Consider the following 25,079-nt stretch of genomic DNA (forward strand, 5'->3'; position numbering starts at 1 on the left):
GGGTCAATTCATGTGTCCAGCGGAATGAGACGGACCCAGCTCAGGGGCCCGGCTACTGTTTCAGTCGTCCCGCTTCAGATCGAGTTCATGCTTCTTGAACCAGTTGGCGAGGTAATCGACGAACAGGCGCACGCGCGCCGGTAGATGGCGGCGGTGCGGGAAGACGGCATAAATCCCGGCCTCGCTCTCCATGTATTCCTCGAACAACTTCACGAGACGCCCTTCCCTGACATCGTTCTTGACGACGAAGGATGGCGACAGGGCAAGCCCGAGACCGGCGAGTGCCGCCGCACGCACCGTTACAGGGCTGTTGGCCGTGAACTGACCCGACACCTGCACGGGAAGCGATTGTCCGGTCTCCGGATCACGAAACTGCCAGGACGAGAAAATCCGGGCATTCGAGTCGATCACCACCGGATAATTCGTGACCTGGGAGGGATGGTTCGGCTTTCCGAGACGCTTCAGGAGTTCGGGGCTCGCCACGACACAGAAATCGAGGGAGGCGAGACGCCGGGCGATCAGCGCTGAATCGGCAAGACGCGTCATGCGGATGGCGACGTCGAAGCCTTCGTTCACGAGGTCGACGAACCCATCGTCGAGATGGACGTCGAGGCTGATATCGGGATGCTCGACCGCGAAATCGACCAGGCTATGGCCAAGATGCGCATCGCCGAATGTCCTCGCAGCGCTGACGCGGATGAGACCCTTGGCTTCGCCGGTGGCCTCGCGCGCTGCGTCGTTGAGGCTTTCGATGTCGGTGAGCAGCTGGCCGGCCCGCGTCATGTAGACCTCGCCGGCCGCCGTCAAAGCGACCTGACGCGTCGTCCGGTTGATAAGAAGGACGCCGATCTCGTCTTCCAGTTCCCGCACATATTTGGAAAGCAGCGCCTTCGAGCGCCCTGTCTTGCGCGCAGCCGCAGAGAACCCCTCGTTCTCGACGACAGCCATGAAAGCGCGCATGCGGGTCAGGGTATCCATCGCGTCGTCTCTCTCCTGTGTTCGTCTCGTGTGGCTATGGCGCTTTTGCCACTGAAATCAACTCACTCCCAAAATTTTGGGATGGGGCGATTTTTGTCTTGCGCATGACAGATACGATGTTTATTTCATGTCTTGCCCAATGTCGCACGTGCCCATGGGCGTCCCCCGGTCCTCACGATAGCGAGGATGAACCGGGACGGTACCTGGACGTAACACACCCAGTCGGTTTCGCGAGCCGCGCGATAACCGAGGACGCTTGAAGCAACGACGGTCCGGGCCTTTCTGGTCTCTCCCGGTGTCCAAACCCGGGAATACTGAAGAGGCACACCTTCCTTGCCTGAAGTGCGGCGGGTTCAAGCCCTCCAATCCATGGCAGACCGATACCCGAAGCCGGTGCATATGCTGTGCCGTTTCCGGAACCATCGCGTCGCGCGAGAGAATTCGAACCGGCCAGGGTGATTCTACCTCTACCGGCTTGGCTTCTTCGCGTCTTCGCTCCTCGTCGACCCGCCCGTCTGACATCGGGCCGCCTGGTTTATGGGAGAGCCACCATGGCCTCACAGCGCATCACCGACTTCCTCGCCGCCAATCCTGTCGAAGGCCCCTGCCTCGTCGTCGATCTCGAAGTGGTGAAGGAAAACTTCAGCGCCTTCCGCAAGGCCCTGCCGGACTCCGCGATCTTCTACGCCGTGAAGGCCAATCCCGCGCCGGAAATCCTGAAGCTGCTCGCCTCGCTCGGCTCGAACTTCGACTGCGCCTCAGTCGCCGAAATCAAGATGGCGCTCGCCGCCGGTGCCGGTCCGGACCGCATCTCCTTCGGCAACACGATCAAGAAGGAGCGCGATGTCGCTTCGGCTCATGCTCTTGGCGTGTCGCTCTTTGCGGTCGATTGCGTCGAAGAGGTCGAGAAGATCGCCCGCGCCGCACCGGGTGCCCGTGTGTTCTGCCGCGTCCTGACCGACGGCGAAGGCGCCGAATGGCCGCTCAGCCGCAAGTTCGGCTGCGTGCCGGCCATGGCGATCGACGTTCTCACCCATGCCCGCGATCTCGGCCTCAAGGCGACCGGCATCTCCTTCCATGTCGGCTCCCAGCAGACCGACACGAACGCCTGGGACTCGGCGATCGGCGATGCGAAGCACGTCTTTGAAGCGCTTGAGCGCCGCGGCATCAACCTGACGCTCGTCAACATGGGCGGCGGCTTTCCGACCCGCTATCTAAAGGACGTCCCGACCGCGCAGGCCTATGGCCACGCGATCTTCGAGAGCCTGAAGAAGCACTTCGGCAACCGCCTGCCCGAGACGATCATCGAGCCGGGCCGCGGCATGGTCGGCGATGCCGGTGTCATCAAGGCGGAAGTCGTGCTCGTCTCGAAGAAGTCGGACACCGACGAGAACCGCTGGGTCTATCTGGACATCGGCAAGTTCGGCGGTCTCGCCGAGACGATGGACGAGGCGATCCGCTACCCGATCCGCACCCGCCATGATGGCGGTGCGACCGAACCCTGCGTCCTCGCCGGCCCGACCTGCGATTCGGCCGACGTCCTTTACGAGAAGAAGCCCTATCCGCTGCCGCTCGCGCTGACGATCGGCGACGAGGTTCTGATCGAGGGAACCGGTGCCTACACGACGACCTATGCGTCGGTCGCCTTCAACGGCTTCGAGCCGCTGGCGAGCTACGTGATCTGAGAGGCTTCATGAGACCGATCAACGCTTCTCAGCTTCGACGACGAAGCCGAACCTTCTGATCCGGCACGAATGGCGTGCCGGGCCAGATCCCCGCGCGCCGTTCTTCATTTGAACGGCATTCGTCAACCGCCTTCTTGTCATGGGTGGTCTGTCATGCTTCACATCCCGTTCGCCGATACCTGCGCATCCCCGGTTCAGCCGGTCGCCTTCGGCCTTCCCGCGATCACCCTCCTGCCCGCGCCTGCGCCGGCCGCTTTTGCGATCGTTGCGGAGACGGAGGCCCATGTGCCTCAGCGCGAGGCCCTGCTCGACAACGCGATGGGCCCGGGCCGGACGCGGAAATCTTCCGAAACGATCCGTCGGGGCCGGCGTCCGGCCGAAGGTCTTGCATTCGTGGCAATCGCGCCCGATGGCACGCTTCTCGGCACGCTGCGGCTCTGGCACATTTCGGCCGGCAAGCGGGACGGTCAGTCTGCGCCCGCCCTTCTTCTTGGCCCGCTCGCGATCGAACCGAGCGCACAAGGCCTCGGCCTCGGAGGCGCACTGATGCGCCATGCTATAGCCGCCGCCAAAGAGCTAGGCCACGGCGCGATCGTCCTCGTCGGCGATCCTGAATATTACGTGCGCTTCGGCTTTTCGACGCTTGCGACCGGCGCACTTGCGATGCCCGGTCCCTTTGAACAGCGGCGGCTTCTCGCCCTCGAACTCGTTCGGAACGCCCTTGAGGGCGCGAGCGGATTGATCACGCCGAGCGGCACAATGATCGATTGCGATCCTGCGATCGGGGATACCGCTACGCTCGTCGCGAGAGTCCCCGTCGCAGAAGCCGCTTAAGTAGCTGGAATGCAAAAAGAAACATTCTTTCGGCCGCTCATCCCTTGCTTATCGTGACATACTTGATCAAATGGAAGTGAACTTGAACGGCGTGCGACCAATCGGTTCACAACCGCAGGGGTCAAGGCACGGATCGGGGAGATGACGATTCAGACGCAGGACTATCGCCTGTCCTCGTTGCAAGATGAGAACGAGGACCTGCGCCTCCGCCTATCGCGCGCGGAAGCCGAACTGGCTGCGCTACGGGAGAAATCCGGCACTTCGGAGAAGGCGGTGGCAAACCCGCGCCGTCCTATCCACGCGAAGGGCGACGTCTACCGGATGATCGTCGAAAGCGCCGTCGACTATGCCATCATCGCCGCCGATCTCGACGGCATGATCACAACCTGGAACGAAGCGGCCGAAGTTGTCCTCGGTTGGTCGGAGCGACAGGTCGTCGGCCGTCCCATCGCAACGATCTTCACGCCGAACGATGTCGAGCAAGGCGTTCATCTTAAGGAAATGCGCCTCTCTCTGACGGAAGGCAAAGCCCGCGACGAACGCTGGCATATGAAGGCGGACGGATCGCGCTTCTTTGCCTCCGGCGAGATGATGCCGCTTTACAACGACGACGAGGAAGCGGTCGGCTATATCAAGATCCTTAGGGATCGGACGCGTGAGATCCTTGCTGAAACCGAGCTTAAGACCAGCGAGGAGCGCCTGCAACTAGCCCTCGACGCCTCCGCGATCGTCGGCACGTTCGACTGGGACATCAAGAACGACAAAATCTGGGCCGATGCCCGGTTCGCATCGGTTTTCGGCCTTCCACCGGAAACCGCCGAACGCGGCGCGGAGCTCGAAGCGTTCGTGAACGGCATCCATCCGGACGATCGCGAGCGGGTGAGCGAAAAAATACGCAGCGCATCGGAAAGCGGCGAACCGTTCGCCGAAGAATACCGGACGATCGACGCCGAAGGGCGCATACGCTGGATCTACAGTCGCGGTCGCTGCTTCATGGACGACAAGGGCCGGCCCTCGCGATTTCCCGGCGCCATCGTGGACATGACCTCCGAAAAGGAACGCTCGCTGAGGCAGGCCGCCATCTTGCGTCTCGGGGACGATCTCCTCAAGGAGATGGAGCCGAACGAATACGCGATGAATGCGCTGACGATCCTGGGTGAAACCCTGGACGTTTCCCGCGTCGGTTATGCGGTCGTCGGCAATCATGGACACACCGCAACGGTCGTCAACGAGTGGACGGCCGAGGACGTTGCGCCGCTGAAGGGCGACTTCGATCTCCGGGCATATGGCGAGAATTTCAACAGCGCCCTCGGCGGCGGCCTCGTCACGATCGCCGATATCGCCATAGATCCGAAAACATCCGCATTCGTCGATCGCTTCGCGGCGATCTCGATCCGCTCGCTCGTGAACATCACGGTGATCGAACAGGGCGCGTTGCGCATGATCTTCTATGTCCACGACAACCGGCCGCGCCCCTGGCCCTCTGAGGACATTGCCTTCATCCGTGAAATCTTGTCCCGCTCCTGGACCTATACGCGCCGCAGGCGAGCTGAACTCGCATTGGTCGAGACGGAGACGAGGCTGAGGCTGGCGCACGAAGCGGCCGACATCGGCACGTTCGACTACGATATCGGCGCCGGTAAGCTCATCTGGGACAAGCGTTGCCGGGCCATGTTCGGCATCTTCGGCGGCGAGGACGTCACTTACGACGACACCTTCATCAACGGCGTTCACCCGGAAGACCGGGACCGCGTCGTCGCGGCTGTCGATGCGACCCTCGATCCAACCGTCGCCGCCGATTACGACATCGTCTACCGGACCGTTGGGGCAGAGGACGGCGTCATTCGTCATGTTCAGGCCAAAGGTCATACTCTTGTCGAGAACGGCAAGACCCTGCGCTTCGTTGGCGCCGTGCGCGACATCACCGAAGAAAAGCTCGCCGAAGAGCACCAGTCCCTTTTGACCCGCGAACTCCAGCACCGGGTGAAGAACACGCTCGCCATGGTCTCCGCGATCGCTAACCAGACCATCCGACGTGCCAGCGATCCCGAAAAGGGACTTGAAGCGTTTTCGGGACGCATCTCCGCACTTGCCAAGGCGCACGACATTCTCGTCGAAACGAGTTGGACCTCCGCACCGATGGCCGAAGTGGTTGCGCAGACGCTGCTCATCCATCATCCGGGACGGGCAGAACGCCTCACCTGGAACGGGCCGCAGGTCATGCTGACCGCCCGGCAGGCCCTCGCTTTGTCGCTGGCGCTGCACGAACTTGCGACCAATGCCGCCAAATATGGCGCCCTCGCCACCGAAGACGGAAAAGTCGCGATCCGGTGGACCCTCGGCCAACGAAGTAGCGAAGGCCAGCCGATGACGTTCGAATGGCGCGAAAGCGGCGGCCCGCCCGTTGTTCAGCCGGAGAAGAGAGGGTTCGGCTCCCGCCTCATCAAGCAGTCGCTCGGCGCAGAATTCGGCGGCGTGCTCGATCTCGCCTACAACCCCGATGGCCTCGTCTGCTCGCTGGAGGCAATCCTCAGCGAATAAATGCCTGTATCCGGCGAACCAAGGCCGGGTGTAATGGCGATCATCGCCACCCATCTTCCCAAAGACCATCGCGGACAACCTCGCCATCTGCCAGGATGGCAGGACGAAACATCGCAAACAGGAACCTGTCATGGACGACGCCCAAGAGATCGCCCGCATCGCCTCTTCGACCGGCTTTTCGGAAGATGCCGTTCGTGCCATGATCGAAGCGCTGCGCGCTGGCGGCGGGACGATGGCCCAGTTCAATCATTTCGAACTCGGCGGGTTCGGCCAGTGGTCGGCGGGCGGCATGTTGATGATCGGCGATATGTTCAACAATCAGCTGAAAGGCCGGGTTGCGGCGCTCGCCGACATGGTCTCGGGCTCGCTTGCGAGAGGCGACCTGCCGATGCGCACCGCGCGCTCGGATGGCTTCGGCTTCGGATCGCAGAGTGGCTGGTGGCCCGAAGAGCTCGGCCAGCCCTCTTCGAGCGGCGCGCAGAACGGCATTCGCTACGCCGTCTTTCCCGGCAGTGCCCGGCTTGCGATTGAGACCGGTGGCCGGGTGACCGTCTACGATACCGGGCAACACCAGATCGGTGGGGTCTCCCAGCAACAGGGCGGCACATCGAGCCTGCGTTTCTCGAGCCAGCTCGGATCGATCGAACCGGCGGATTTGAGGGTCGTCGACGGCGGCACGGTCGAGGAGGCAAACAGCATGGCGAGCGAGAGGGTGGGCTCTGCCGACGATCGCATCTCGACGGAGCCTGCATCGCAGTCGCAATCGAAAGTCCCGTCGTCGAACGCGGGAAGCTTCCAGTCTCAGACGCAGGGGCCGGCTTATCCATCGCCATCGCTTTCGGAAGCAACGGTCGAACCGACAAGATCGGCTTCGCCATCGACTTCGTCTTCAGGCGAAATCCCGGCTCGTCAAGAGCAGGCAGAGCCCGAAGCCGCTTACATGCATACGGCCCACGGAGAGGACACGGCTCGCTCCCGATCGACCAGCGAGATGCCCGGTCACGCGTCCGCCGACAAACCGTCCATGTCACCCGCGAAGCCGGCTGGCGACCCTCTCGCCCTCCTGCGCGGCCTCGCCGAACTCAAAAACGAGGGCATCCTCACCGAGGAAGAATTCGCCGCGAAGAAGGCGGAGCTGTTGTCCCGTCTGTAAAGTGGCTGCGTCGGCCGATCCCTCTTTGGCTGAATCGGCTCCACCGCCCCTTGTCCAAAAAGAAGGACAAACCGCCATTCGTATTTAGGCTTTCGTTATAGTCGTAATGGTTGTGTGGCTGGATCAGCTTACCCTGATCTCCAATCGGATGTTCCAGCCATGATCCGCGCGGCTCTCCTTTCGTTCTCCGTCTTTCTCCTCAATCTCGTTCCGGGCTGCGATGCGGCCGAGTGGCGGCAGAAGATGGTGGTGGCCGTCGAGACGCCTGAAGGCTTGAAAACGGGCGAAAGCGTCGTCGAAATCAGGTTCAGCGCCAATCGATCCGAGTCTGTAAAGGCGCTGCCTGGCGCGAAGGCTGGCTGGAAACCGCGCGGGGAGGCCGTCGTCGTCGATCTCGGCGAGCGCGGGACTCTCATCGCGTTGCTTAAAAGCGCAGAGGGTTTTGCCGGCGATGCCGGACCCAACGCGACCTTTACCTTCTCCGAAACCCCGGCCTATGCCGGCAGCGAGGAGGGCATCGCAGCCGTTCTCGCCGAGCCTCTGGGCGTGCCGGTGGACGTTCCCCGCGTGGCCTATCCGCTCATCGTCACCTTCGATGACATCTCAAAGCCCGAAACCATCCGGCAGGTCGATCCCGACGATCTCGCCGCAAGCTTCGGCGAGGGCGTCCGACTGAAGAGCTTGACGCTTGAGAGGACGGATGAGGCGGTGACTGATGGATCGTTTCCCGAATTGATCCGGTGCAATAGTCCCGGAAATAGATGCGTACCAGTCAATCTTAAACGTCCTTACGATCATCCTCTGCGGAATGTCCCCAATTCAGCGTTCCGGAGCTTCGACTAATGCCAATCTCAAAAGATTTGTTTTTATCTATCTTATCTTTGGACGCATATAACCGTGGTGTAGGCGCGGCAATCAATCTAGATGGTACCACTTTGGGTACTGCTCAGATCCTCGCCAATTCTGACGACTTGTTGGACGATTACGCTTCGGAAGACAGTACAGAAACTCTTGCTCAGGCCGCCGGCTTCTCCGCAACGGCCTATACCATAGGCGCTGGTGTCGACGATCTCTCGCCGGGTGAGACCGTCATTTCTTACCGCGGCACTGATTTCGACGGTTTCGACCTATTAGACGATGGTGTTGAGGGTTGGGCGATCGGTGCCGGAAGCTACGAAGCCGAACAGTTCGCCTTTTCGACCCGCTTTCTGGAGGAGATCAGCCGGGACGCCAACGGCGTGATCGATTAGTCCATCGCCGAGAGCATAGTGCTCACCGGGCATTCGCTGGGCGGCGGCCTGGCAGGTCCGCCGAATAGCGAGCAGGACAGGTTTGCGCAATGAGCAAGATCTACAGGACCGTCGTTGTCGTAGCCGCCATTCTCTGCGTTTCGTTGCCCGCACTTCCGAATGAGATGGATCCCTGTTTCGCGTTCACGCCGGATGCGGACTACGCCACGAACATCATCGTGATGACGAAGGAAAACAGGCGGGTCGGGCTTCGCGTGCCTGTGCAGTACTGGGAAGACTACTGGGACAAGCGCGGCGGCTTCGAGGATTACTCCCAGCTCTTCCGCGTCGACATGGACGACTTCGCCCCGGTCACGCGCAAGCAGACGAGCGAAAGGCTTCGCGACGGTCGAGACAACTACATGAATTTCTCTACCCGGGACGACGATGGGCCTGAGAGTTGGGCGCTCCACTTCGCAACGCCCCGCGATCGAACGACGCGCCTGACCGAGCTCCCACCCGGCCGGCCGGGCCCTGCCGGATTGACGTGGCTGGATACCGAATTCTCGTCGGCGACGAAATACTACGGCAGCGATTTGTTCGTCGCCTTTGATGCTGCCGGGGAGGTGCGGACGACTATTCAATGTTCGTCACCGAAAGCGCCGCTGTCGAAAAATCCAATGTGCAATCATTACTTCCGAGGAGGCGATCTTGATGTTCAAATGGGCTATCCTCGAATATTCATTCACCGCTGGGCAGAACTTCAAGAAAACGTATCGCAATTTCTTCAGTGCGCGGCCGTCGAACTGCCGGCCAGCGAATTGCCGGCCAGCGAAACGGATTGATCCTTCGCGTCATTTTGGGTCAGGTATCGCGGCCTTCACTCAAGCTGAGGCCGGACGCTCGGCCCGACGGCGACCGGCGAGACTTCAGCCCCTGCCGGCCCGCGCTTTCGCCGCTTTCGGCTTGGACTGGCGCGGTTTGCCGTGTGAAGGCGCAGCGCTTCCCGAATCCTTCCGGAATTTCGGCTTGCCGCCGGGCTTCGGACCTCTGCCACCCTTGCGGTCGGGGCTCGGCGCACCGTCTGCGAGGGTAATCGTGATATCGTCGCCGTCGCTGACCTCGGCATCCTTGGCGAAGCGTTTGGCGACGCTCTCGGAGATCTCGAACTTCGTCTCGCGATCAAAGATGCGGATCGCGCCGATGTCGTCGCGGGTGATCTTGCCGCGCCGGCAGAGCAGCGGCAGCAGCCATTTCGGGTCTGCGTTGTTCTTGCGGCCGACATCCATGTGGAACCAGACGCTCGGGCCCCCGCGCTCATGCTTCTTCGGCTTGCCCTCGCCGCGCTCGGCCGGGCGGCCGCCCTTGGGATCGGGACCGAAATTGGGATCGAACACATCCTCAGGAGACGGCATGCGCTCGCGCCACTGGCGCACGAAGGCAGCCGCGAGCACTTCCGCCGAATGGCTCTCCAGCAGGCGGGCAGCGGTGGCGGCGTCTTCCTCGTTCGGTGCTTCGGAGAAGACCGGATCGGAGACGAGCCTTGCTTCGTCGGCCTGACGGATTTCGTCGGCGGATGGCGCCGCGCCCCAGGTCGCCTTGATCCGCGCTTCGGCCAGAAGGCGCTCGGCCTTGCGGCGACGCGAGATCGGCACGAGGAGAACCGAGACGCCCTTGCGCCCTGCCCGGCCCGTACGACCCGAGCGGTGCTGGAGCGTTTCAGCATCGCTCGGAAGATCGGCGTGGATGACGAGGCCGAGGCTCGGCAGGTCGAGACCGCGCGCGGCGACATCGGTCGCAACGCAGACCCGCGCCCGGCCGTCGCGAAGCGCCTGGATCGCCTGATTGCGTTCGGATTGTCCGAGTTCGCCGGACAGCGTCACGGCGGCAAAGCCGCGCTCGATGAGGCCGGACGAGAGATGCCGCACGGTTTCGCGCGTGTTGCAGAAGACGATCGCGCTCGGCTGCTCGGCATGGCGCAATACGTTCGTCACCGCGTGCTCGACCTCGTTCGGCGCGATGCGGACCGCACGGTACTCGATGTCGGCGTGGCCGCTCTGACCTTTCGCGATCTCGATCCGGTGCGCGTTGCGCTGATAGTTCCGGGTCATCTGGATGATCGTCTTCGGCAGGGTCGCCGAGAAGAGCAGCGTGCGGCGTTCGGCAGGCGTTGCCTGCAGCAGGAATTCCAGATCCTCACGGAAACCGAGATTGAGCATCTCGTCGGCCTCGTCGAGGACGAGCGCCTTCAGCGTGCCGATCTGCAGGGCACCGCGCGTCAGGTGGTCGCGCAACCGGCCCGGCGTGCCGACGACGATATGAACGCCGTCGTTCAGCCGGCGGCGCTCGGCGCGCGGGTCCATGCCACCGACGAGGGTCGCGAGCTTGGCGCCCGTGCCGGCGTAAAGCCAGGTGAGCTCGTTCGTCACCTGCATTGCGAGTTCGCGGGTCGGGGCGACGATGAGGGCGAGAGGCTCGGCGGCCTCGCCGAAACGCTCAGCCTCGCCAAGCAGCGTTCCAGCCATGGCCAGGCCATAGGCAATGGTCTTGCCGGAGCCGGTCTGGGCGGAAACGAGAAGGTCACGCTCTGCGAGCGTTTCGTCCAGAACGGCGTTCTGGACATCGGTCAGTGTGGTGTAGCCGCGGTTCGACAGAGCGTCCGCGAGCGGCTTGCTCGTGGTGGGGAGTGACATGAAAAGTCCTTGGGGGCGAGAAGTGCGCCTCGTGTTGCGGAACTCATCCAACCGCGTATTCCAAGGCTTTCTGCAGTGCGATATGCCACATCTGGCCCATCGCCTCAATGCCGTGCGTCATGTTTCTCGCACGGAAAGGCTTCGAAAGGTCGATTCAGCCCGTCTTTGACACGACATGCGCCTCGAATTGCCTGATCGTTCCCATGGTCACGCCGCGAAGCGTCTCGATCGCAATCCGGGTGGTGCAATCGATCGTGGGTTCGGGCCTGCCGAACAGATAGCCCTGGCCGCGATTGCAGCCGGCCTTGCGAACCAACTCCATGTGATCGAGGCTTTCAATGCCCTCAGCGACCGTTTCGAGGCCGAGACGCGATGCGAGATCGCAGATCGAGGAGATGACCACGTCGGCGTTGTTGTTGCGGCTAGCCTCGCGCACGAAGCTCTGGTCGATCTTCACCACGTCGAACGGGAAGCGGGTGAGATAGCTGAGTGAGGCAAAACCTGTCCCGAAATCATCGAGGGCGATTTTCACGCCCTTCCCGCGCAGCTTTTTCAGAGCGGAAAGCACCACACCGTCATGTTCGATAATCGCGGTTTCGGTCAATTCGACCGTCATCCTCGCCGGATCGACGCCGTTCCTGTCGAGGGCGTCGATGATGGTCGGGACGAGCCGGTCATCGCCGAACTGGCGTGGTGAAAGGTTGACCGTGAACCCGATCTGGCCCGGCCAGCTTGCCGCGACAAGGCAAGCTTCCTCGATGACCCAAAGACCGATCGGCACGATGAGGCCGCTCTCCTCCGCGATCGGAATGAACTCTCCGGGCGAGACGAACCCGCGCGTCGGATGCCGCCAGCGCAGCAGCGCCTCGAACGAGACAAGCTTGGAGTCGGCAAGCTCGACGATCGGCTGAAAATGCAGCGAAAGCTCGCCGTTCTCCACCGCGTGGCGCAGGTCGCGCACAAGAGCTGCGCGTTTCGTGACCTTCAGTTCCATTGACTCGTCGTAGAAGCAGACCGTGCTGCGCTCGTTTTCCTTTGCGTTATAAAGCGCGATATCTGCCAGGCGCATGATGGACGCGATATTCGTCAGATCTCCCCCGAATACGACTCCGCCGACACTGCTCGTCGCCTTCAGGCTTCGGCCGGCAATCTCGTAGGGCTCGCATCCGATTGCGATCAGCCGGTTCGCGGTCTCATGTGCCCGCTTTTCGGCATTCTCGCCGAAGAGGGCGATAGCGAATTCGTCGCCGCCGAGCCGGGCAAACAGGCAGTCCGGGCCGATGCTTTTGGAGACGCGGTCCGAAAACATCCTGAGGAGCCAGTCGCCGCCGTCATGGCCATGCTCATCGTTTACGAGCTTGAAATTGTCGATATCGAAGAGCAGCATGGCAGCCGTGGCATCTCTCCGGTTTCCACGCGCCTGAAAATATTCGTTGATATGGCAACTGAAGGCGCGCCTGTTCGACAGACCGGTCAGTTCGTCGGTCATGGCGCTCTTGCGGGCCTTCCTGCGGGTTTCAGCGAGAAGGGCCAAAAGCGCGAGACCACAGGTCAACAGGGCCGCCAGCAACCAGAACAGGATATGCAGGTTTGTCGAGAGACGTTCGTGAGTAATTGCCGGTAACGGCGTGGTATCGGCGCGAGGCGTCGATACCACCGTTGAAGCGGGCCGGTCCTGCCGGCGTTCCTCGCCTGGGGAATGCCTGACGATCGAAGGGAACTCCCTTGGCACTGTCTCGTCGGCACGAATCTGGCTAGAAGCCTCGTAGACCTGAACCGGGACGGAAGCGGGAAGCTCGAACCGTCCGCTATCGATCATTGCTGCGAGAATGGCCATCGCGCCGAACGCGAGACCGCCAGCGGCCGCGATCAGGGGCGTTTCACGCCGATCTTCTGTTCTGAACACGATCCTTCCATCCCATATCTGGCAGCGTCTCTCGATGCCTGGTTTGGGACGACGATGACGATAAGCTCTGCATAAAGACTTAAAAAATTTGGGACTTTTAAGCCCTCCGTGTCGATCGTAGCCCGCTAACCACATCGTAGAAGTTGGCGACCTGCAAGCCCGTGAGCCGACCGACCGCCAAACATAAGCTGCAAAAACTCGCGGCCCCTTTGGGTGCAGAGGGCATCACCGCCCGACACGGCAGAACTATCAGCTTGCGGATGGTGCTCGAGCGTCTAGCCGGCGATGTCGACCACGCCCGCTTCCCCGCTTTCTGAGCCGAACACCAACAGGCGCCCGCCCTTGTTCCAGGCCATGGTGCGGACCGGTGACGCGCCGCCCCGACGGAGCAAAGCCTCCTTCTGGTCGGCAAAGCGCACGGCAAGGATCATCCCGTCGGAATAGCCGATCGCCAGCATGTCTTCGCCCGGATGGCAGGCGACGGCGCTCACCATCACGTCGCCCCGTGTGCCGAGTTCAAGCGGCGCCTTGCCCATCGGGCCATCCTTGCCGGAGAAGGGCCAGAGAATGGCTGCCGGTGCCCCACTGGTAGCAAGATACTTGCCCTTCGCCGACCAGGACCAGTCCTTGACCTTGGCCGGGTAGCCGGTCATCCGCATGTGCTTGCCGTCAGAAACCCGCCAGCCATGCAGCGCGTTTTCCTGCATCGTGGTGACGACGAACTTCCCGTCCGGCGAGAAGCTGACGCCGAGATGGGCCCCTTTCCATTCGAGAAAAACGGGCTCTGCGTCGGTCGCGGGAAAATAGAGCGAGGCTCCATCGTAACGCGCGACGGCACAGCGCAGCCCCTTGGGCGCGAATGCGATCCCTTCGACCGTCCGCTGGAAAGCGCGCTCCAGCACGGCACCGTCCCTGGTGCATGTGTAGGCATTTCGGCCCGACGCGAACCCGACCGCCCCACCAGGCCCTCCGGCGACGGAGGAGATCCACTTCTTGCCGAGAGACGTGATCTCGCTCATCGCGCCCCTGGCATCGATGGCCATGACACGACCGTCTTCGCCGCCGGTGATAAGGCGGTTCGAATAGGTGTCGAAGGAGGCGGTGAGAAGGCCGCCGTCATGGGCGGTGAGCACCGACTCGCCACCCGCAGGCATGTGGATAGTGCCATCGGCGAGCGCAAAGGCCGGCGCATCGCCGAGGAAGACGGCACGCTCGACGAATTCGCCGAGATCGTAAGGAGCAATCGAAGGCATGAATGAGATCAGGCCTCGACGTGAGCGCGAACGCGGGCCGCACAGGCGGCAAACCCCGCCTCGAGTTCTTCGCGGTCGAGATCTCGGCCGATGAAGACCAGCCGGCTCTCGCGCTTTTCGCCCTCCCGCCAGGCACGCTGGTGATCGCCTTCGATGATCATATGGACGCCTTGAACGACGTAGCGATCCGGGTCGTTATCGAAAGCGATGATTCCCTTGAGGCGAAGGATATTCGGCCCTTCTTCCTGGGTAAGCGCCTGAATCCACGGAAAGAACTTCTTTTGGTCGAGTTCGCCAGCCTTCAGGGAGATCGAGGTCACCGTCACATCGTGGATGGCCGCGGGGCCAGCATGATCGTGATCATGGTGGTGATGCTCGTGGCCATGATCATGATGGCCATGATCGTGGTCACAGTCCGGCCCACAGACGTGATCGTCATGGGCGTGGGCCGCTTCCTCAAGAAAGTCCGGGGCGTTGTCCAGAACCTTCTTCAGGTCGAAGGCCTTCTGGCCGAGGACCTTGGTCAGATCGATCCCGGCCCGCTCGGTCCGGTGGATGATCGCATAGGGATTGATCGCCCTGACGGTCGCCTCGACCCTGGCAAGGTCTTCCGGCGAGACGAGATCGGTCTTGTTCAGGAGGATGACGTCAGCAAAGGCGATCTGGTCCTCGGCTTCGCGGGAATCCTTGAGGCGCAGGGGCAGATGCTTGGTATCGACGAGCGCGACGACCGCATCGAGTTCGGTCTTGGCCCGCACATCCTCATCCATGAAGAAGGTCTGGGCGACCGGCACCGGATCGGCGAGGCCGGTCGTCTCGACGAGGATCGCGTCGAAACGGCCCTTGCGACGGGTCAGTCCCTCGACGACGCGCACGAGATCGCCGCGCACCGTGCAACAGACGCAGCCATTGTTCATCTCGTAGATATCTTCGTCGGATTCGACGATGAGGTCGTTATCGATACCGATCTCGCCGAATTCGTTGACGATGACCGCGTATTTCCGGCCGTGATCTTCCGACAGGATACGGTTGAGCAGCGTCGTCTTGCCCGAGCCGAGATAGCCCGTGAGGACCGTCACCGGGATCGGATTGTTCTCGGCCGCCGGGGTGGCGACATTCTGACTGACAGCATCGGACATGGACGGCTCCTTCTTCCAGCTTCGGCGCGCATATATGATCATCGAAACCGAAATGCACGGGCATCAGTCATTCGGTCGAAAGCGGACCGGCTTGGCGTCGATATCCTGTCCGGCTGTTCCGGTCCGCCCGGATATCACAGCTCTCGCGGCACGGACGCGCCGAACGCCGCCACTTCGTCGATGAAGGTGATGAAGGCGTCCGCCTGATGGTCTGCGATCGCGCGGCCGATTTCGGGTCCTGCGAGCGAACTGTCGCCGACGACGCCCGCCGGGTTGAGATCGTCGGACATCCAGCCAAAACCGAGACGCCCATGGGCCGTGAGATAGCGGTTTTCCTCCCGCATCTCCGTCTGGAGAGAGGAAAAGCGGCCAAGCTTCTCCATGCGTACGAGATCGGGGCGAAAGTGCATGAGCAGGCTCGTCTCGACGGCCCCGCCGTGAATGCCGAGCGAAATCTCGTCCGCTGGCAGGAGGCCGTCCGGATAGCCGAATCGCAGCCATGAACAGGTCGCGGCGAGCATGCCCGTCTCGGCGCGCAGATCGACGGCATTCTGCGCCATCATCACGGCATTGCCGCCATGGGCGTTCACCAGGGCCATTTTGGTGAAGCCGGCCCGGTGAAGGCTTCGCCCGATCGCAAGGATCGTTTCCCCAAATGTGCGCCAGCCGAGATCGATCGTTCCCGAAAAATGTGTGTGTTCGGTCGAAACACCGAAGCTCTGGACGGGAAGGAAGATGCCCGGCCAGTCGTCATCGGCCCGCTCGTCGACGAGGTAGACCATCTCCCGCGCGAGAATCATGTCGGTGCCGAGCGGCAGGTGCGGACCGTGGCTCTCGATCGCCGCGATTGGGAGAATCGGCACGAGATTCGGCAGATCGGCCTTCGCCTCGGCGATTTCCTCGGTCGTCCAGTCTTCGAAAAAGCGCTGCATCGCCGTTTGTCCTCAAGTCACCTGCACGGCCTCGGTGGACAAGATGCGATCGCTTCCACATGGTCAAGAGACAGGCAGACAAGAGGACGGAATGGCACGAGGCAAGAAGGACCTTCTGGGGCAGCTGGCGAGGACATCGCGAGCCGTGCGCGGTGCGAGCGGGCAGGAATTGGCGACGATCGGCCTGCATCCGGGACAGGATACGGTTCTGACCGTCATCAGCGAGAACGAAGGCATAACGCTGAAGGATCTCGCGGTCATGCTTTCGGTTCGCCCGCCGACGATCACGAAGACGATCGCCCGTCTTTCCGCCCAAGGCTTTGTGGAAAAACGTCTCGCATCAGCCGATTCGCGTCAGAGCCAGGCCTTTCTCACCGTCGAGGGCAGGATGGCAGCCAAGGACATCAGGGCCTTCAGGAAAGGTTTTCGGAAGACGGCTCTCAAAGGTCTGTCGGAGAAAGACCAGAAGATCCTGATGAAATATCTAAAGCAGGTCGAGACCAACATCGACGCAGCATCCGGGTGATTCAAGCCCGGCTGCAAAGGGAACCCCGAGCGGCGGGCACGCCTGATTTTGCCGCTCTATCGCGACGCGACCGGAACGATCTTCGACAGCAGAGCGCTTTTCGTGCGAAAAAGCGGCTGCACTTTGCGCTTTTCCGAAGCTTTTGCCATAGATCGATAACGGACCATGACCGAAGCGTGACGAGGGCCGGTGGCGCAAAAAGTCAAACTATCTACGATCGCCGATGCACTTGGCGTTTCAACCGCGACGGTATCGCTCGCCTTGCGCGACAGTCCGCTTGTCGCCGACGTGACGCGCGACAAGATCAAGGCGACGGCGCGCGAGCTTGGCTATATCTACAATCGCCGCGCGGCCTCGCTGCGCACCTCACGCTCGGGCATTGTCGGCGTTTGCGTTCACGACGTGATGAATCCGTTCTACGGAGAGATCTTGAAATATGTCGAGCACGAACTCGACCGCAGGCGTCAGACCTTCATTCTTTCCAACCATTATGACGATCTTTCGAAGCAACGCGCTTTCGTCGATACCCTGCTGCAGCTTGGTGCCGACGGGCTGATTCTCTCCCCCGCCGTCGGCACCCCGGCCGAGGACATCAGGCTTGCCGAAGGCAATGACCTGCCGACTGTCCTGATTGCGCGCACGATCGAGGGGTCGGGCGTCTGCGGCTTTCGCGGTGACGACGCCTTCGGCATGGCTCTCGCGGTCGATCACCTGATTGCGGAAGGCCATCGTGAGATCGCGATGGTGGGAGGCACCCCGCAGACATCGACGGGGCGCGACCGGGCGGCAGGCTGGCGGTCAGCGCTTCAGAAGGCCGGGATCGAGCCAAGGCCCGAATGGCGTATCGAGGGACCACGCAGCCGCAACGCGGGCTTCGAGGCCGCGCAGAGCTTTGCGCAGATGACACATCGGCCATCCGCTGTCGTGTGCTTTTCCGACATGGTGGCACTCGGCTTCATGTATGGCCTCGCGCGGTCCGGCTTGACGCCCGGTGTCGATGTCGCCGTTGTCGGCTACGACGATATCGCGGAGGCCGAGATCGCGATGCCATCGCTGACGACGGTCTCGAACGGTCAGGCTGAAGTCGGACACCGGGCGGCCGGTGCGCTGCTCGACCGCCTTGCCGGCAATCCGGCCAGCGACGAGACGGTTCTGATCAAGCCGCTCCTCAAGATCCGCGATTCCAGTCAGTTCGTCGGGAGCCTGCAGGACCGGATCGACGCCTGAACGAGAGCGCAGTGCGATCAATCGCGATCAATCGCGATCGAACGTCCTTGCAAGACTGCGCGTCACGTCGACATGGGATTCCAGCCAGGCATCGAACTGCATCCGCACCTCATCCGACGCGATGCCACCATTCTCATCGAAGGCATCCTGTGCGTTCGGCACGGAACACTGCGCGGTGATGACCTCGGCCCCGACACTGCGCATGACGATACGCCAGGCTTCAAGACCACGACGGCCGCCGCCGGAGCCCGGTGTGACCGAAGCGAGCCCGACGACCAATCCCTTGAAGGGCAGGACCGGCCGGCCGTCGATCCGGCGCACGCGGCTCACCCAATCGATCGCGTTCTTCAAAATCGGCGGAACAGACGAGTTGTATTCCGGTGAGACCAGCAGAAGGCCATCCTGCCGCGCGATCTGGCCTGCAAGATCGAGGGCATTTTCCGGAATGCCGGTCTCGCGTTCGCTGTCGCCGTCATAGATCGGAAGCGGATAATCGACGAGATCGAGAACGGTCAGCTTGACGTCGGTCCTGGCCAGATGGCGCGCAGCCTCCATCGCAAGCTGCTTGTTGAACGATCCCGAGCGAACGGATCCTGCAACGATTGCGATCTTGGGATTCAAGCGTCGATCTCCGAGAAGGCCAGATCCTGTTCGTAGATCCAGACCCGGGCCGGCGGGATATTGTTCCAGACGATATCCGTCGAGCGGACGGAAAACACGCCTGGAACGGCGGGGACAGGCGGTTTCCACATATAGGAGAGCTGGGTGATGTTACCGCCCGAACGCAGGCGCTGGAAGTAATCGCGGAACAGATCCTGCCGCCAGCTCGCCTTTTGCGAGGTGATCGGAATGGCAAAAAGAATGGCGGCGAATTTCTCGTCCTTGCGATCGCCGAGAGTCTTGTCCAGATTGAATCCGTCGCCCTGCACAACATTGACTTCCGGAAAGCGCTGCTTCAGCGCGTCCGCGAATTTTTCCTCGTATTCAATGGACGTGATCCGCGCGGGATCGACCCCTTTTTCCAGCAAGGCGCGGGTGACGGCACCAAGACCCGGTCCAAGCTCCAGAATCGGGCCGTCGATCTCAACGCTAGAATGCTGAACCATGGTCCGGCAATACTCCCGACTCGAAGGGGCGACGGCGCCCATCGAGATCGGATGGCGTATCCAGTTGGCAAGGAACGGGCCCAGATCGTCGTTCCCAGCGTCGCGTTCCAATATCTTCGAATTATCCATTTCGAATTCCGTTCGCTGATCCTACGGACGAAACGCAGGGGCGCGCGTGCCCGTCTTCCTTGTTCTAGTGCAGCGCGGCACAGGACAAGGGCGAGGTCCATAGTCAGACAGTTCGTGACAGGAGAATGAAACGATCACGCCGCGCGATAGACGATGACACGGGCTGGCGGGAGATTGCGCTTCACCCAGGGACTGGTTTCGACCCGGGCGTTCACAATCGCCGGTTTTACCGGCAGGGTGAGGGAATAGGAGAACTGAATGAAGGGCGCACCCTCGGCCATGACGCCGAGCGGATGCCTGATGACGTCCTCGCGGATGGCATCGGGCTTTGTGAGCAGCGGAAGCCCGGACACGACAGCCTCCAGACGACGACCACCCGCGATGGATTTCAGATCGGCAGCATGGGCGTACGCATCGCCCTGAATGACCGTTGCCAGCGGGAATCGGGCCTTCAAGAGCTCGCAGAATTCCTCCGAATATTCGACGAGGATCAGGGCGCTTTCCGGAACGCCGCGATCGACCAGACATTCGGTCACGACCCCGGTGCCGGGGCCGAGCTCCAGAACCGCCGACCGTTCATCGAAGCCGGCAGGATCGGGGAGATAAGAGGCCATGGTCTCGCCGAGCTGGCGGGAAGATGGCGACACGGCGCCCATTGTGAGAGGCCGGCGCAGCCATGTCGTGAAGAAGCGTGCTTCGTCGCCGATGTTCAGCGGCCGGCGTGCCACCTTGGCCTTGTGAAGTGAAGGTCCGGTTGCCGACGGCGAAAGTGGCTCCAAAAGCGACATATGGTCGAGGGTCCCTGCTCTGTCTGCGATGGGCGCCCAGTACCGGGCACTTACGCGTCGTATATAGGAACACCGGCCGGATATGATAGTTCGAGGCGCTCACACGCTTGCGTTACGCGGGAGATGTCCACGCCGCGCATCCAGGTGTGATGCGCGGTCAATCGCTTAGATTTTCGAAGAAATCTTTCATGCGAGAGAAGAAACCGTTCGTTTCCGGCGAGTTTTCCTTCGAACCGATCTCGTCGAACTCTTCCAGAAGCTCACGCTGACGCTTCGAAAGATTCTGGGGTGTTTCCACCATGACCTGAATGAAGAGATCGCCGGTCTGCGGCGAACGCAGCACCGGCATGCCCTTGCCCTTCAGGCGGAACTGCTTGCCGGTCTGGGTGCCTTCGGGAAGCTTCACCCGTGCGGTCCCGTTGTCGATCGTCTGGACCTCGAAGGAACCGCCAAGCGCCGCCTTCGTCATCGAAACGGGAACGCTGCAGTAAAGATCGGCGCCTTCGCGCTGGAAGAATTCGTGCGGCGCGATCGACAGGAAGATGTAGAGATCGCCCGCCGGTCCCCCGCGAAGACCGGCCTCGCCTTCACCTGCGAGGCGAATACGCGTGCCGTCCTCGATGCCTTCGGGAATATTGACCTGAAGCGTGCGCTCCTCTGGCAGACGGCCATCGCCGCCGCACTTGTCGCAAGGGTCGGTGATGACGGAGCCCTTACCCTGACAGGTCGGACAGGTCCGCTCGATCGAGAAGAATCCCTGCGCCGCCCGGACGCGGCCGATGCCGCCGCAGGTCGGGCATGACGATGGCGTCGTGCCCGGCCGCGCGCCGCTTCCGGTGCAGACATCGCACTGGATCGTCGTCGGAACGGAAATCTCGGCCGTCTTGCCGCTGAACGCCTCGGCGAGACTGATTTCCATATTGTAGCGGAGGTCGGAGCCGCGCTCGCGTCCCGATCCGCCGCCGGACTGGCGCGCCCTGCCCCGACCGCCCATCATCTCGCCGAAGATATCGTCGAAGATGTCGGCCATGGAGGAAGAGAAGTCGCCCCTGAAGCCGCCGGCACCGCCCCCGCCGCCGTTCTGGAACGCGGCATGGCCGAAGCGGTCGTAAGCCGATCGCTTCTGCGGATCCTTCAGCACTTCGTATGCTTCGCCCAGCTCCTTGAACCGCGCCTCGGCCTCGGCATCGCCAGGATTGCGGTCGGGGTGATATTGCATGGCGAGCTTTCGAAATGCGCTCTTCAGCCCCTTTTCGTCGACATCGCGGGACACGCCGAGCGTTTCGTAGTAATCGGCCTTCATTCACACTTCCAAACTGCTTCGACGGACTGCCCGGGAGCATCCTGTCCGGTCCGTCGACCGGATGTCGCCTCACCGTAATCATCCGTCCTTCAAGGACATTCAGCCCGACGTTTCAAACATCGGGCCTTCACACGATTGCTTTTACACCGCGCCGGGCAGCTGACAGTCGCGTTTTCTCCGCCTCGCCTCGGATTTCGACTTCAATCGACCGGATTGGAGCCCGATGTAGGAACGTTGCGGCGCCGTTACCACAGGGTCTTGGGATTTCATACCGGGGATGGAGAGCGAATCTCACGATCGCACGGAATTTCCCCACGGTTTCGTTGCGTGAAGACTTTGACGGAGCAAGCCGGAGACTGACAGCCCCGCTCGCTCAGGAGGCCTGCATCGCCCCGGTGCGCGGGTTACCGGCGGGTCTCGGACCGACGATCACCTTCGCCATGGCGGGTTCCAGGAGGCGGAAGGATGTCACGGCGACGATGACGGTCGCGCTCATCGGGATAATCATGAAAGCGTAGAAGTTGATCCAGCCCATGGGCTCCAGCCAGCGATCCCAGAGGGCGCGAAGAAAGATAAATTCGAGAACCGGGTGCCAGATATAGATGCCGAAGGCAGCCGCAGTGAGCGGCATCGCGAAATTGACGACTTCCGTGGACCGGGGATTCTGGGTTTCGGCCAAAGCGCTTGCCAGAAGCGACAGGATGAGAAAGGCGAAGACGACGAACCATGGCTGCTGCATCAGCATGGCCATCACGGCAAGCCCCATGAGCAGGAGACCGGGGAGCGGGGAGCGGAGCTGAATTGTTCCCGTCCCGACGATCCGCGCCAGAAGACCCCCGATCATGAAGTCGCAAAAGGCACGATAGGCCCCGAACGTATCGGCCGTTGTCCAGTGACCGCTCGGGAAAACGTCCATGGCAGACGCGATTTCGAGCGCTACGAGATAAGCGACGATCGCGATCGACAGACCGAGAATGCCGCGGCACCGCAAAGCGATCACGATGACCGGGAACATCGCGTAGGAGAACAGTTCCGCGCTGACCGACCAGGAAACGTAATTGAGTGAGAGCTCGGACGTGAATCCCAAGGCATGAAGGCCGAGGAGGTGATAGGGGATCGTGTCAAGATCGACCTCCCAAGGATAGTTTTCAGCGCCGACGGACCACGCGTAAATCGCTGCAAAAAGAAAAAACAGCATCGTCAGGAGATGCAGCGGGTAGAGCCGAGCAAAGCGGCGTCTGAGAAACGATCCGTAATCGGCCAGGGAATTGAGACGGCTCGCATACCGGCTGGTGATGAAGAAGCCCGAGATCATGAAGAACATGTCGAGCAGCGGGAGTAGCCGATAGAGATACCCGATCGCGATTTCAGACCCGGCCGGTCCCCAGAACAGGAAGTGGTAGGTCATGACCAGCATGGCAGCAATGAAGCGCCAGCAATCGAATACCCTGAAATACATCGGGACGAACCCCCAATCTGCAAGACGGCGACGAGACGCTCACGAATTCGGAACGTCCGGCCTCAGCTTAGGGTCTCGCAACTCGATCGACAACTTGCAACAAGATAGTTGAAACGACGTTAAAGCGCGAATTTTATTGAATTATTACACATACATCCAGCTCACCAAAGCAAAAGAGCCATGACCAGTGGACCTTTCGATGAAACAGCGAAGCGATCAGGCAAGCCCCGCCTGATCGCTTCACAAAACACGTATCGAAACTGCTCGCGCGCCATCAAGGCCTTCGTAAAAAGTCCCGCGGAAGGAGCCGGTCGCTCCTGTCAGCCCGAAAACTCCGGGAGATCGTTGATGTCGCTGGAGGTGAGGCTGGTGCGCAGGCGACCGACATCGAGGGAGAGACGATCGAGCATCAGAACGATCCGCTTTTCGCCCATCCCGAGAAATCCGCCGACCTCGACGGCGACGGCCTTCGGGACCCCATTCTGATCGCCGAGCACGTCGGAGACTTCTCCGATTTCCTTGCCGTCCGCTCCGATGACTTTCATGTCGTCGACCTGACCAGCCATGAGATTGAGGGTCGGCACCGGCGTTTCATCGTTCTCAATCGGTACGAGGATCTGGGAGTTTGCCGACGACTGACCATCGCCCGCCGGCTGAGATTTTTGCGCATCCGCCTGTCCGGTGGACTGTTCTGTGGAAGCTTGTCCCGTCGTGGTCTGCGCCGGGTTGGTTTCCTGACCGCTCGTTGCGGCATCCTGCGCATAGGCGCTGCCGGCAAGAAGGATGAGGGCGGAGGTCGTCGCGATAAGTTTCATGAGGCCAAGATCTATCTGATGGGGACTTCTCATGAACGACAAAGGCCGGACTTCGCTCCCATTCAGCAGAAAATAAAAGCTGCGACGATCCCTATCGGCCAAGCGCTGACATGATTGCCTCACGCATGAGCCGGACCCTGTTCGCCGTCCGCTTCGATTTTGCGATCGAACGCGCGACGGATTCGACCTCGTGGTCAATCCCCGGCTTCAGACCGAGGACGATCGTGCCGATCTCGATACGGTCGCGCCAGAATCTGTTCATCACGAAATGGTCGGGCTGGGCGCAGGAATCGGCACGCTTGATCGTAGGATCGGCAAGCAGGCTTCGCGTTGCCTCGGCCATGATCTGCTGGCCGGGCGAAGCCTTGGCATAGCGCTCGTCATAGGCGCTCTTCCAAGAATAGGCGTTCCCGCCATCGACCAGCATCACGATGCTTGCAATCGCCTCCCCGTCGAGCCGCAGGGTGAAGATCCGCGCCCGATCCTTTTCGGCGAGTGCGTTGAGAGCCTCACGGGCAAAGGCGGCCCGATAGCGATCGCTGGTCAACGCGCTTCGCGCCCTGCCCTTCCAGCCTGAGGCTTCGAGAATGAGAAAGTCTTCGAGCGCGATGCGAAACGCCGTCGGATCACGTGCAATCTCGACATTCACCCGGCCAAGACGTTCCAACCAGCGCCGGCCGCGCTTCAATTCTCGCATTCGCTTGCCGGAAAGGTGTGTCGGGATCATGTGCCGGCTGGCGCCCGCGCGCGTCATCGCCGCGCGGGAGAACCGGTTGATCACCTTGATCGGCAGCTTCATCTCTTCCGCGCACTGCTGAACAGCCGCCGCCATGCCGCCCTCTATGCGCAGGTCGGGCAGGATCAGAACATCCGGATAGTCGAGATCGCTCCCCTGCAGCATGGTGACGAGGCTCTTCAGCGTTCCAACCGGATCGTCGCCATCGAGCGGCAGAGTACCAAGCGGACCGAAGGGGTGGCTCCAGACACGCATGGCCTGCCTGTGCGCGAAGCGACCGATCCGTTCGATCGAGAACGGCAGAAGCAGGCGAAGCCGGCTGCGGTTCCCGGTCTCGTCCCGGATGACGAGAAGGCGGACACGACGATCCTCGAGGCGCGGCATGGCCGGCACAAGAAAGCGCGGATCGAAGAAGATATTGCGTTCGATCGAGCGCTCGGACAGATGGATCAGCTCATCGATGAGACTGAACGCATGCCTCGGCTCATAGATAGAGATGCTTCGGCCCGGCCAAGCTGCCCCGGCCTGCACCTCCACCTTGGGCTTCGGCCGGATCCCGCTTTGAAGATCGGCAGGCTGTTCTGCAAGTCTTTTCCCGGTCGCAAGGTGGGTGGCGGACATACGGCTCGGGCCTCGGTCTGGGCAAA

Annotated in this window: 22 protein-coding genes; 9 read left to right on the forward strand and 13 right to left on the reverse strand. The window is 61.6% G+C overall.

Going from position 1 to position 25,079, the window contains the following annotated elements; all coding sequences use genetic code 11:
- Window positions 1-60 precede the first annotated feature (60 nt).
- The gene (locus ABDX79_RS08995; RefSeq protein ID WP_346219945.1) at window positions 61-978 is read right to left on the reverse strand and encodes a LysR family transcriptional regulator; all 918 of its coding nucleotides are present in this window, start codon (window positions 976-978) and stop codon (window positions 61-63) included.
- A 551-nt stretch (window positions 979-1,529) separates the two neighbouring features.
- Here ABDX79_RS08995 and ABDX79_RS09000 point away from each other — a divergent pair.
- From ABDX79_RS09000 to ABDX79_RS09030, 7 genes are all read left to right on the forward strand, one after another.
- Window positions 1,530-2,663, forward strand: coding sequence for a type III PLP-dependent enzyme (locus tag ABDX79_RS09000; protein WP_346219946.1), 1,134 nt, complete (start codon window positions 1,530-1,532; stop codon window positions 2,661-2,663).
- Between the two features lie 153 nt (window positions 2,664-2,816).
- Window positions 2,817-3,497 carry a GNAT family N-acetyltransferase gene (locus ABDX79_RS09005; protein ID WP_346219947.1) on the forward strand — a complete coding sequence of 227 codons (681 nt, stop codon included), beginning with the start codon at window positions 2,817-2,819 and terminating at the stop codon, window positions 3,495-3,497.
- A 141-nt stretch (window positions 3,498-3,638) separates the two neighbouring features.
- On the forward strand, window positions 3,639-6,038 hold the full coding sequence (locus ABDX79_RS09010; RefSeq protein ID WP_346219948.1) for a PAS domain-containing sensor histidine kinase: 2,400 nt from the start codon (window positions 3,639-3,641) through the stop codon (window positions 6,036-6,038).
- A gap of 130 nt (window positions 6,039-6,168) precedes the next feature.
- Window positions 6,169-7,191 carry an SHOCT domain-containing protein gene (locus tag ABDX79_RS09015; protein WP_346219949.1) on the forward strand — a complete coding sequence of 341 codons (1,023 nt, stop codon included), beginning with the start codon at window positions 6,169-6,171 and terminating at the stop codon, window positions 7,189-7,191.
- Window positions 7,192-7,350: 159 nt separating this feature from the next.
- Complete coding sequence (locus ABDX79_RS09020) at window positions 7,351-8,034, forward strand: hypothetical protein (RefSeq protein WP_346219950.1); 684 nt, start codon at window positions 7,351-7,353, stop codon at window positions 8,032-8,034.
- The gene (locus ABDX79_RS09025) at window positions 8,034-8,441 is read left to right on the forward strand and encodes a hypothetical protein (RefSeq protein WP_346219951.1); all 408 of its coding nucleotides are present in this window, start codon (window positions 8,034-8,036) and stop codon (window positions 8,439-8,441) included. Before ABDX79_RS09020 ends, ABDX79_RS09025 begins: the two co-directional genes overlap by 1 nt.
- 221 nt (window positions 8,442-8,662) lie before the next feature.
- Window positions 8,663-9,265: a hypothetical protein gene (locus tag ABDX79_RS09030; RefSeq protein WP_346219952.1), complete on the forward strand. Its 603-nt coding sequence runs from the start codon at window positions 8,663-8,665 to the stop codon at window positions 9,263-9,265.
- Between the two features lie 84 nt (window positions 9,266-9,349).
- Here ABDX79_RS09030 and ABDX79_RS09035 read toward each other — a convergent pair whose 3' ends face one another.
- The 5 genes from ABDX79_RS09035 to ABDX79_RS09055 form a co-directional block, all read right to left on the reverse strand.
- Window positions 9,350-11,113, reverse strand: a complete 1,764-nt coding sequence (locus tag ABDX79_RS09035; RefSeq protein WP_346219953.1) for a DEAD/DEAH box helicase — start codon at window positions 11,111-11,113, stop codon at window positions 9,350-9,352.
- Window positions 11,114-11,267: 154 nt separating this feature from the next.
- A complete protein-coding gene (locus ABDX79_RS09040; RefSeq protein WP_346219954.1) occupies window positions 11,268-13,019 on the reverse strand; it encodes a putative bifunctional diguanylate cyclase/phosphodiesterase in 1,752 nt (583 codons plus the stop codon).
- 275 nt (window positions 13,020-13,294) lie between these two features.
- Window positions 13,295-14,272, reverse strand: a complete 978-nt coding sequence (locus tag ABDX79_RS09045; RefSeq protein WP_346219955.1) for a WD40 repeat domain-containing protein — start codon at window positions 14,270-14,272, stop codon at window positions 13,295-13,297.
- An 8-nt stretch (window positions 14,273-14,280) separates the two neighbouring features.
- Window positions 14,281-15,411, reverse strand: coding sequence for a CobW family GTP-binding protein (locus ABDX79_RS09050; protein WP_346219956.1), 1,131 nt, complete (start codon window positions 15,409-15,411; stop codon window positions 14,281-14,283).
- Between the two features lie 134 nt (window positions 15,412-15,545).
- Window positions 15,546-16,343: a creatininase family protein gene (locus tag ABDX79_RS09055; protein WP_346219957.1), complete on the reverse strand. Its 798-nt coding sequence runs from the start codon at window positions 16,341-16,343 to the stop codon at window positions 15,546-15,548.
- Between the two features lie 91 nt (window positions 16,344-16,434).
- On the opposite strand from ABDX79_RS09055, the gene ABDX79_RS09060 reads away from it, so the two are divergent.
- Both ABDX79_RS09060 and ABDX79_RS09065 read left to right on the forward strand, forming a co-directional pair.
- Window positions 16,435-16,869 carry a MarR family winged helix-turn-helix transcriptional regulator gene (locus ABDX79_RS09060; protein ID WP_346219958.1) on the forward strand — a complete coding sequence of 145 codons (435 nt, stop codon included), beginning with the start codon at window positions 16,435-16,437 and terminating at the stop codon, window positions 16,867-16,869.
- 189 nt (window positions 16,870-17,058) lie between these two features.
- Window positions 17,059-18,096, forward strand: a complete 1,038-nt coding sequence (locus ABDX79_RS09065; protein ID WP_346219959.1) for a LacI family DNA-binding transcriptional regulator — start codon at window positions 17,059-17,061, stop codon at window positions 18,094-18,096.
- Between the two features lie 27 nt (window positions 18,097-18,123).
- On the opposite strand, the gene ABDX79_RS09070 is transcribed toward ABDX79_RS09065, so the two are convergent.
- The 7 genes from ABDX79_RS09070 to ABDX79_RS09100 form a co-directional block, all read right to left on the reverse strand.
- Window positions 18,124-18,717, reverse strand: coding sequence for an NADPH-dependent FMN reductase (locus ABDX79_RS09070; protein WP_346219960.1), 594 nt, complete (start codon window positions 18,715-18,717; stop codon window positions 18,124-18,126).
- Window positions 18,714-19,202, reverse strand: a complete 489-nt coding sequence (locus ABDX79_RS09075; protein WP_346219961.1) for a class I SAM-dependent methyltransferase — start codon at window positions 19,200-19,202, stop codon at window positions 18,714-18,716. Before ABDX79_RS09075 ends, ABDX79_RS09070 begins: the two co-directional genes overlap by 4 nt.
- A 263-nt stretch (window positions 19,203-19,465) precedes the next feature.
- Window positions 19,466-20,059, reverse strand: a complete 594-nt coding sequence (locus ABDX79_RS09080; protein ID WP_346219962.1) for a class I SAM-dependent methyltransferase — start codon at window positions 20,057-20,059, stop codon at window positions 19,466-19,468.
- Between the two features lie 217 nt (window positions 20,060-20,276).
- Window positions 20,277-21,422 (reverse strand): molecular chaperone DnaJ, encoded by a 1,146-nt coding sequence (gene dnaJ, locus ABDX79_RS09085; protein ID WP_346219963.1) that lies wholly within the window; start codon window positions 21,420-21,422, stop codon window positions 20,277-20,279.
- Between the two features lie 373 nt (window positions 21,423-21,795).
- The gene (locus tag ABDX79_RS09090) at window positions 21,796-22,881 is read right to left on the reverse strand and encodes an acyltransferase family protein (protein WP_346219964.1); all 1,086 of its coding nucleotides are present in this window, start codon (window positions 22,879-22,881) and stop codon (window positions 21,796-21,798) included.
- 320 nt (window positions 22,882-23,201) lie between these two features.
- Window positions 23,202-23,696, reverse strand: coding sequence for a PRC-barrel domain-containing protein (locus ABDX79_RS09095; RefSeq protein ID WP_346219965.1), 495 nt, complete (start codon window positions 23,694-23,696; stop codon window positions 23,202-23,204).
- Between the two features lie 91 nt (window positions 23,697-23,787).
- A complete protein-coding gene (locus ABDX79_RS09100) occupies window positions 23,788-25,053 on the reverse strand; it encodes a GNAT family N-acetyltransferase (RefSeq protein WP_346219966.1) in 1,266 nt (421 codons plus the stop codon).
- Window positions 25,054-25,079 lie beyond the last annotated feature (26 nt).

Origin of the sequence: Fulvimarina fulva, assembly GCF_039652615.1 — a bacterium.
Classification (GTDB): Bacteria; Pseudomonadota; Alphaproteobacteria; order Rhizobiales; family Rhizobiaceae; genus Fulvimarina.

Bases quoted from the DNA above. Each gene is read 5' to 3' on its own strand.
- ABDX79_RS09000 (WP_346219946.1), top strand. From the start codon at position 1,530: ATGGCCTCACAGCGCATCACCGACTTCCTCGCCGCCAATCCTGTCGAA.
- ABDX79_RS09020 (WP_346219950.1), top strand. From the start codon at position 7,351: ATGATCCGCGCGGCTCTCCTTTCGTTCTCCGTCTTTCTCCTCAATCTC.
- ABDX79_RS09030 (WP_346219952.1), top strand. From the start codon at position 8,663: ATGACGAAGGAAAACAGGCGGGTCGGGCTTCGCGTGCCTGTGCAGTAC.
- ABDX79_RS09095 (WP_346219965.1), bottom strand. From the start codon at position 23,696: ATGAAACTTATCGCGACGACCTCCGCCCTCATCCTTCTTGCCGGCAGC.
- ABDX79_RS09075 (WP_346219961.1), bottom strand. From the start codon at position 19,202: ATGGTTCAGCATTCTAGCGTTGAGATCGACGGCCCGATTCTGGAGCTT.
- ABDX79_RS08995 (WP_346219945.1), bottom strand. From the start codon at position 978: ATGGATACCCTGACCCGCATGCGCGCTTTCATGGCTGTCGTCGAGAAC.
- ABDX79_RS09060 (WP_346219958.1), top strand. From the start codon at position 16,435: ATGGCACGAGGCAAGAAGGACCTTCTGGGGCAGCTGGCGAGGACATCG.
- dnaJ (WP_346219963.1), bottom strand. From the start codon at position 21,422: ATGAAGGCCGATTACTACGAAACGCTCGGCGTGTCCCGCGATGTCGAC.
- ABDX79_RS09090 (WP_346219964.1), bottom strand. From the start codon at position 22,881: ATGTATTTCAGGGTATTCGATTGCTGGCGCTTCATTGCTGCCATGCTG.
- ABDX79_RS09045 (WP_346219955.1), bottom strand. From the start codon at position 14,272: ATGCCTTCGATTGCTCCTTACGATCTCGGCGAATTCGTCGAGCGTGCC.
- ABDX79_RS09015 (WP_346219949.1), top strand. From the start codon at position 6,169: ATGGACGACGCCCAAGAGATCGCCCGCATCGCCTCTTCGACCGGCTTT.
- ABDX79_RS09035 (WP_346219953.1), bottom strand. From the start codon at position 11,113: ATGTCACTCCCCACCACGAGCAAGCCGCTCGCGGACGCTCTGTCGAAC.
- ABDX79_RS09005 (WP_346219947.1), top strand. From the start codon at position 2,817: ATGCTTCACATCCCGTTCGCCGATACCTGCGCATCCCCGGTTCAGCCG.
- ABDX79_RS09050 (WP_346219956.1), bottom strand. From the start codon at position 15,411: ATGTCCGATGCTGTCAGTCAGAATGTCGCCACCCCGGCGGCCGAGAAC.
- ABDX79_RS09010 (WP_346219948.1), top strand. From the start codon at position 3,639: ATGACGATTCAGACGCAGGACTATCGCCTGTCCTCGTTGCAAGATGAG.
- ABDX79_RS09025 (WP_346219951.1), top strand. From the start codon at position 8,034: ATGCCAATCTCAAAAGATTTGTTTTTATCTATCTTATCTTTGGACGCA.
- ABDX79_RS09055 (WP_346219957.1), bottom strand. From the start codon at position 16,343: ATGCAGCGCTTTTTCGAAGACTGGACGACCGAGGAAATCGCCGAGGCG.
- ABDX79_RS09100 (WP_346219966.1), bottom strand. From the start codon at position 25,053: ATGTCCGCCACCCACCTTGCGACCGGGAAAAGACTTGCAGAACAGCCT.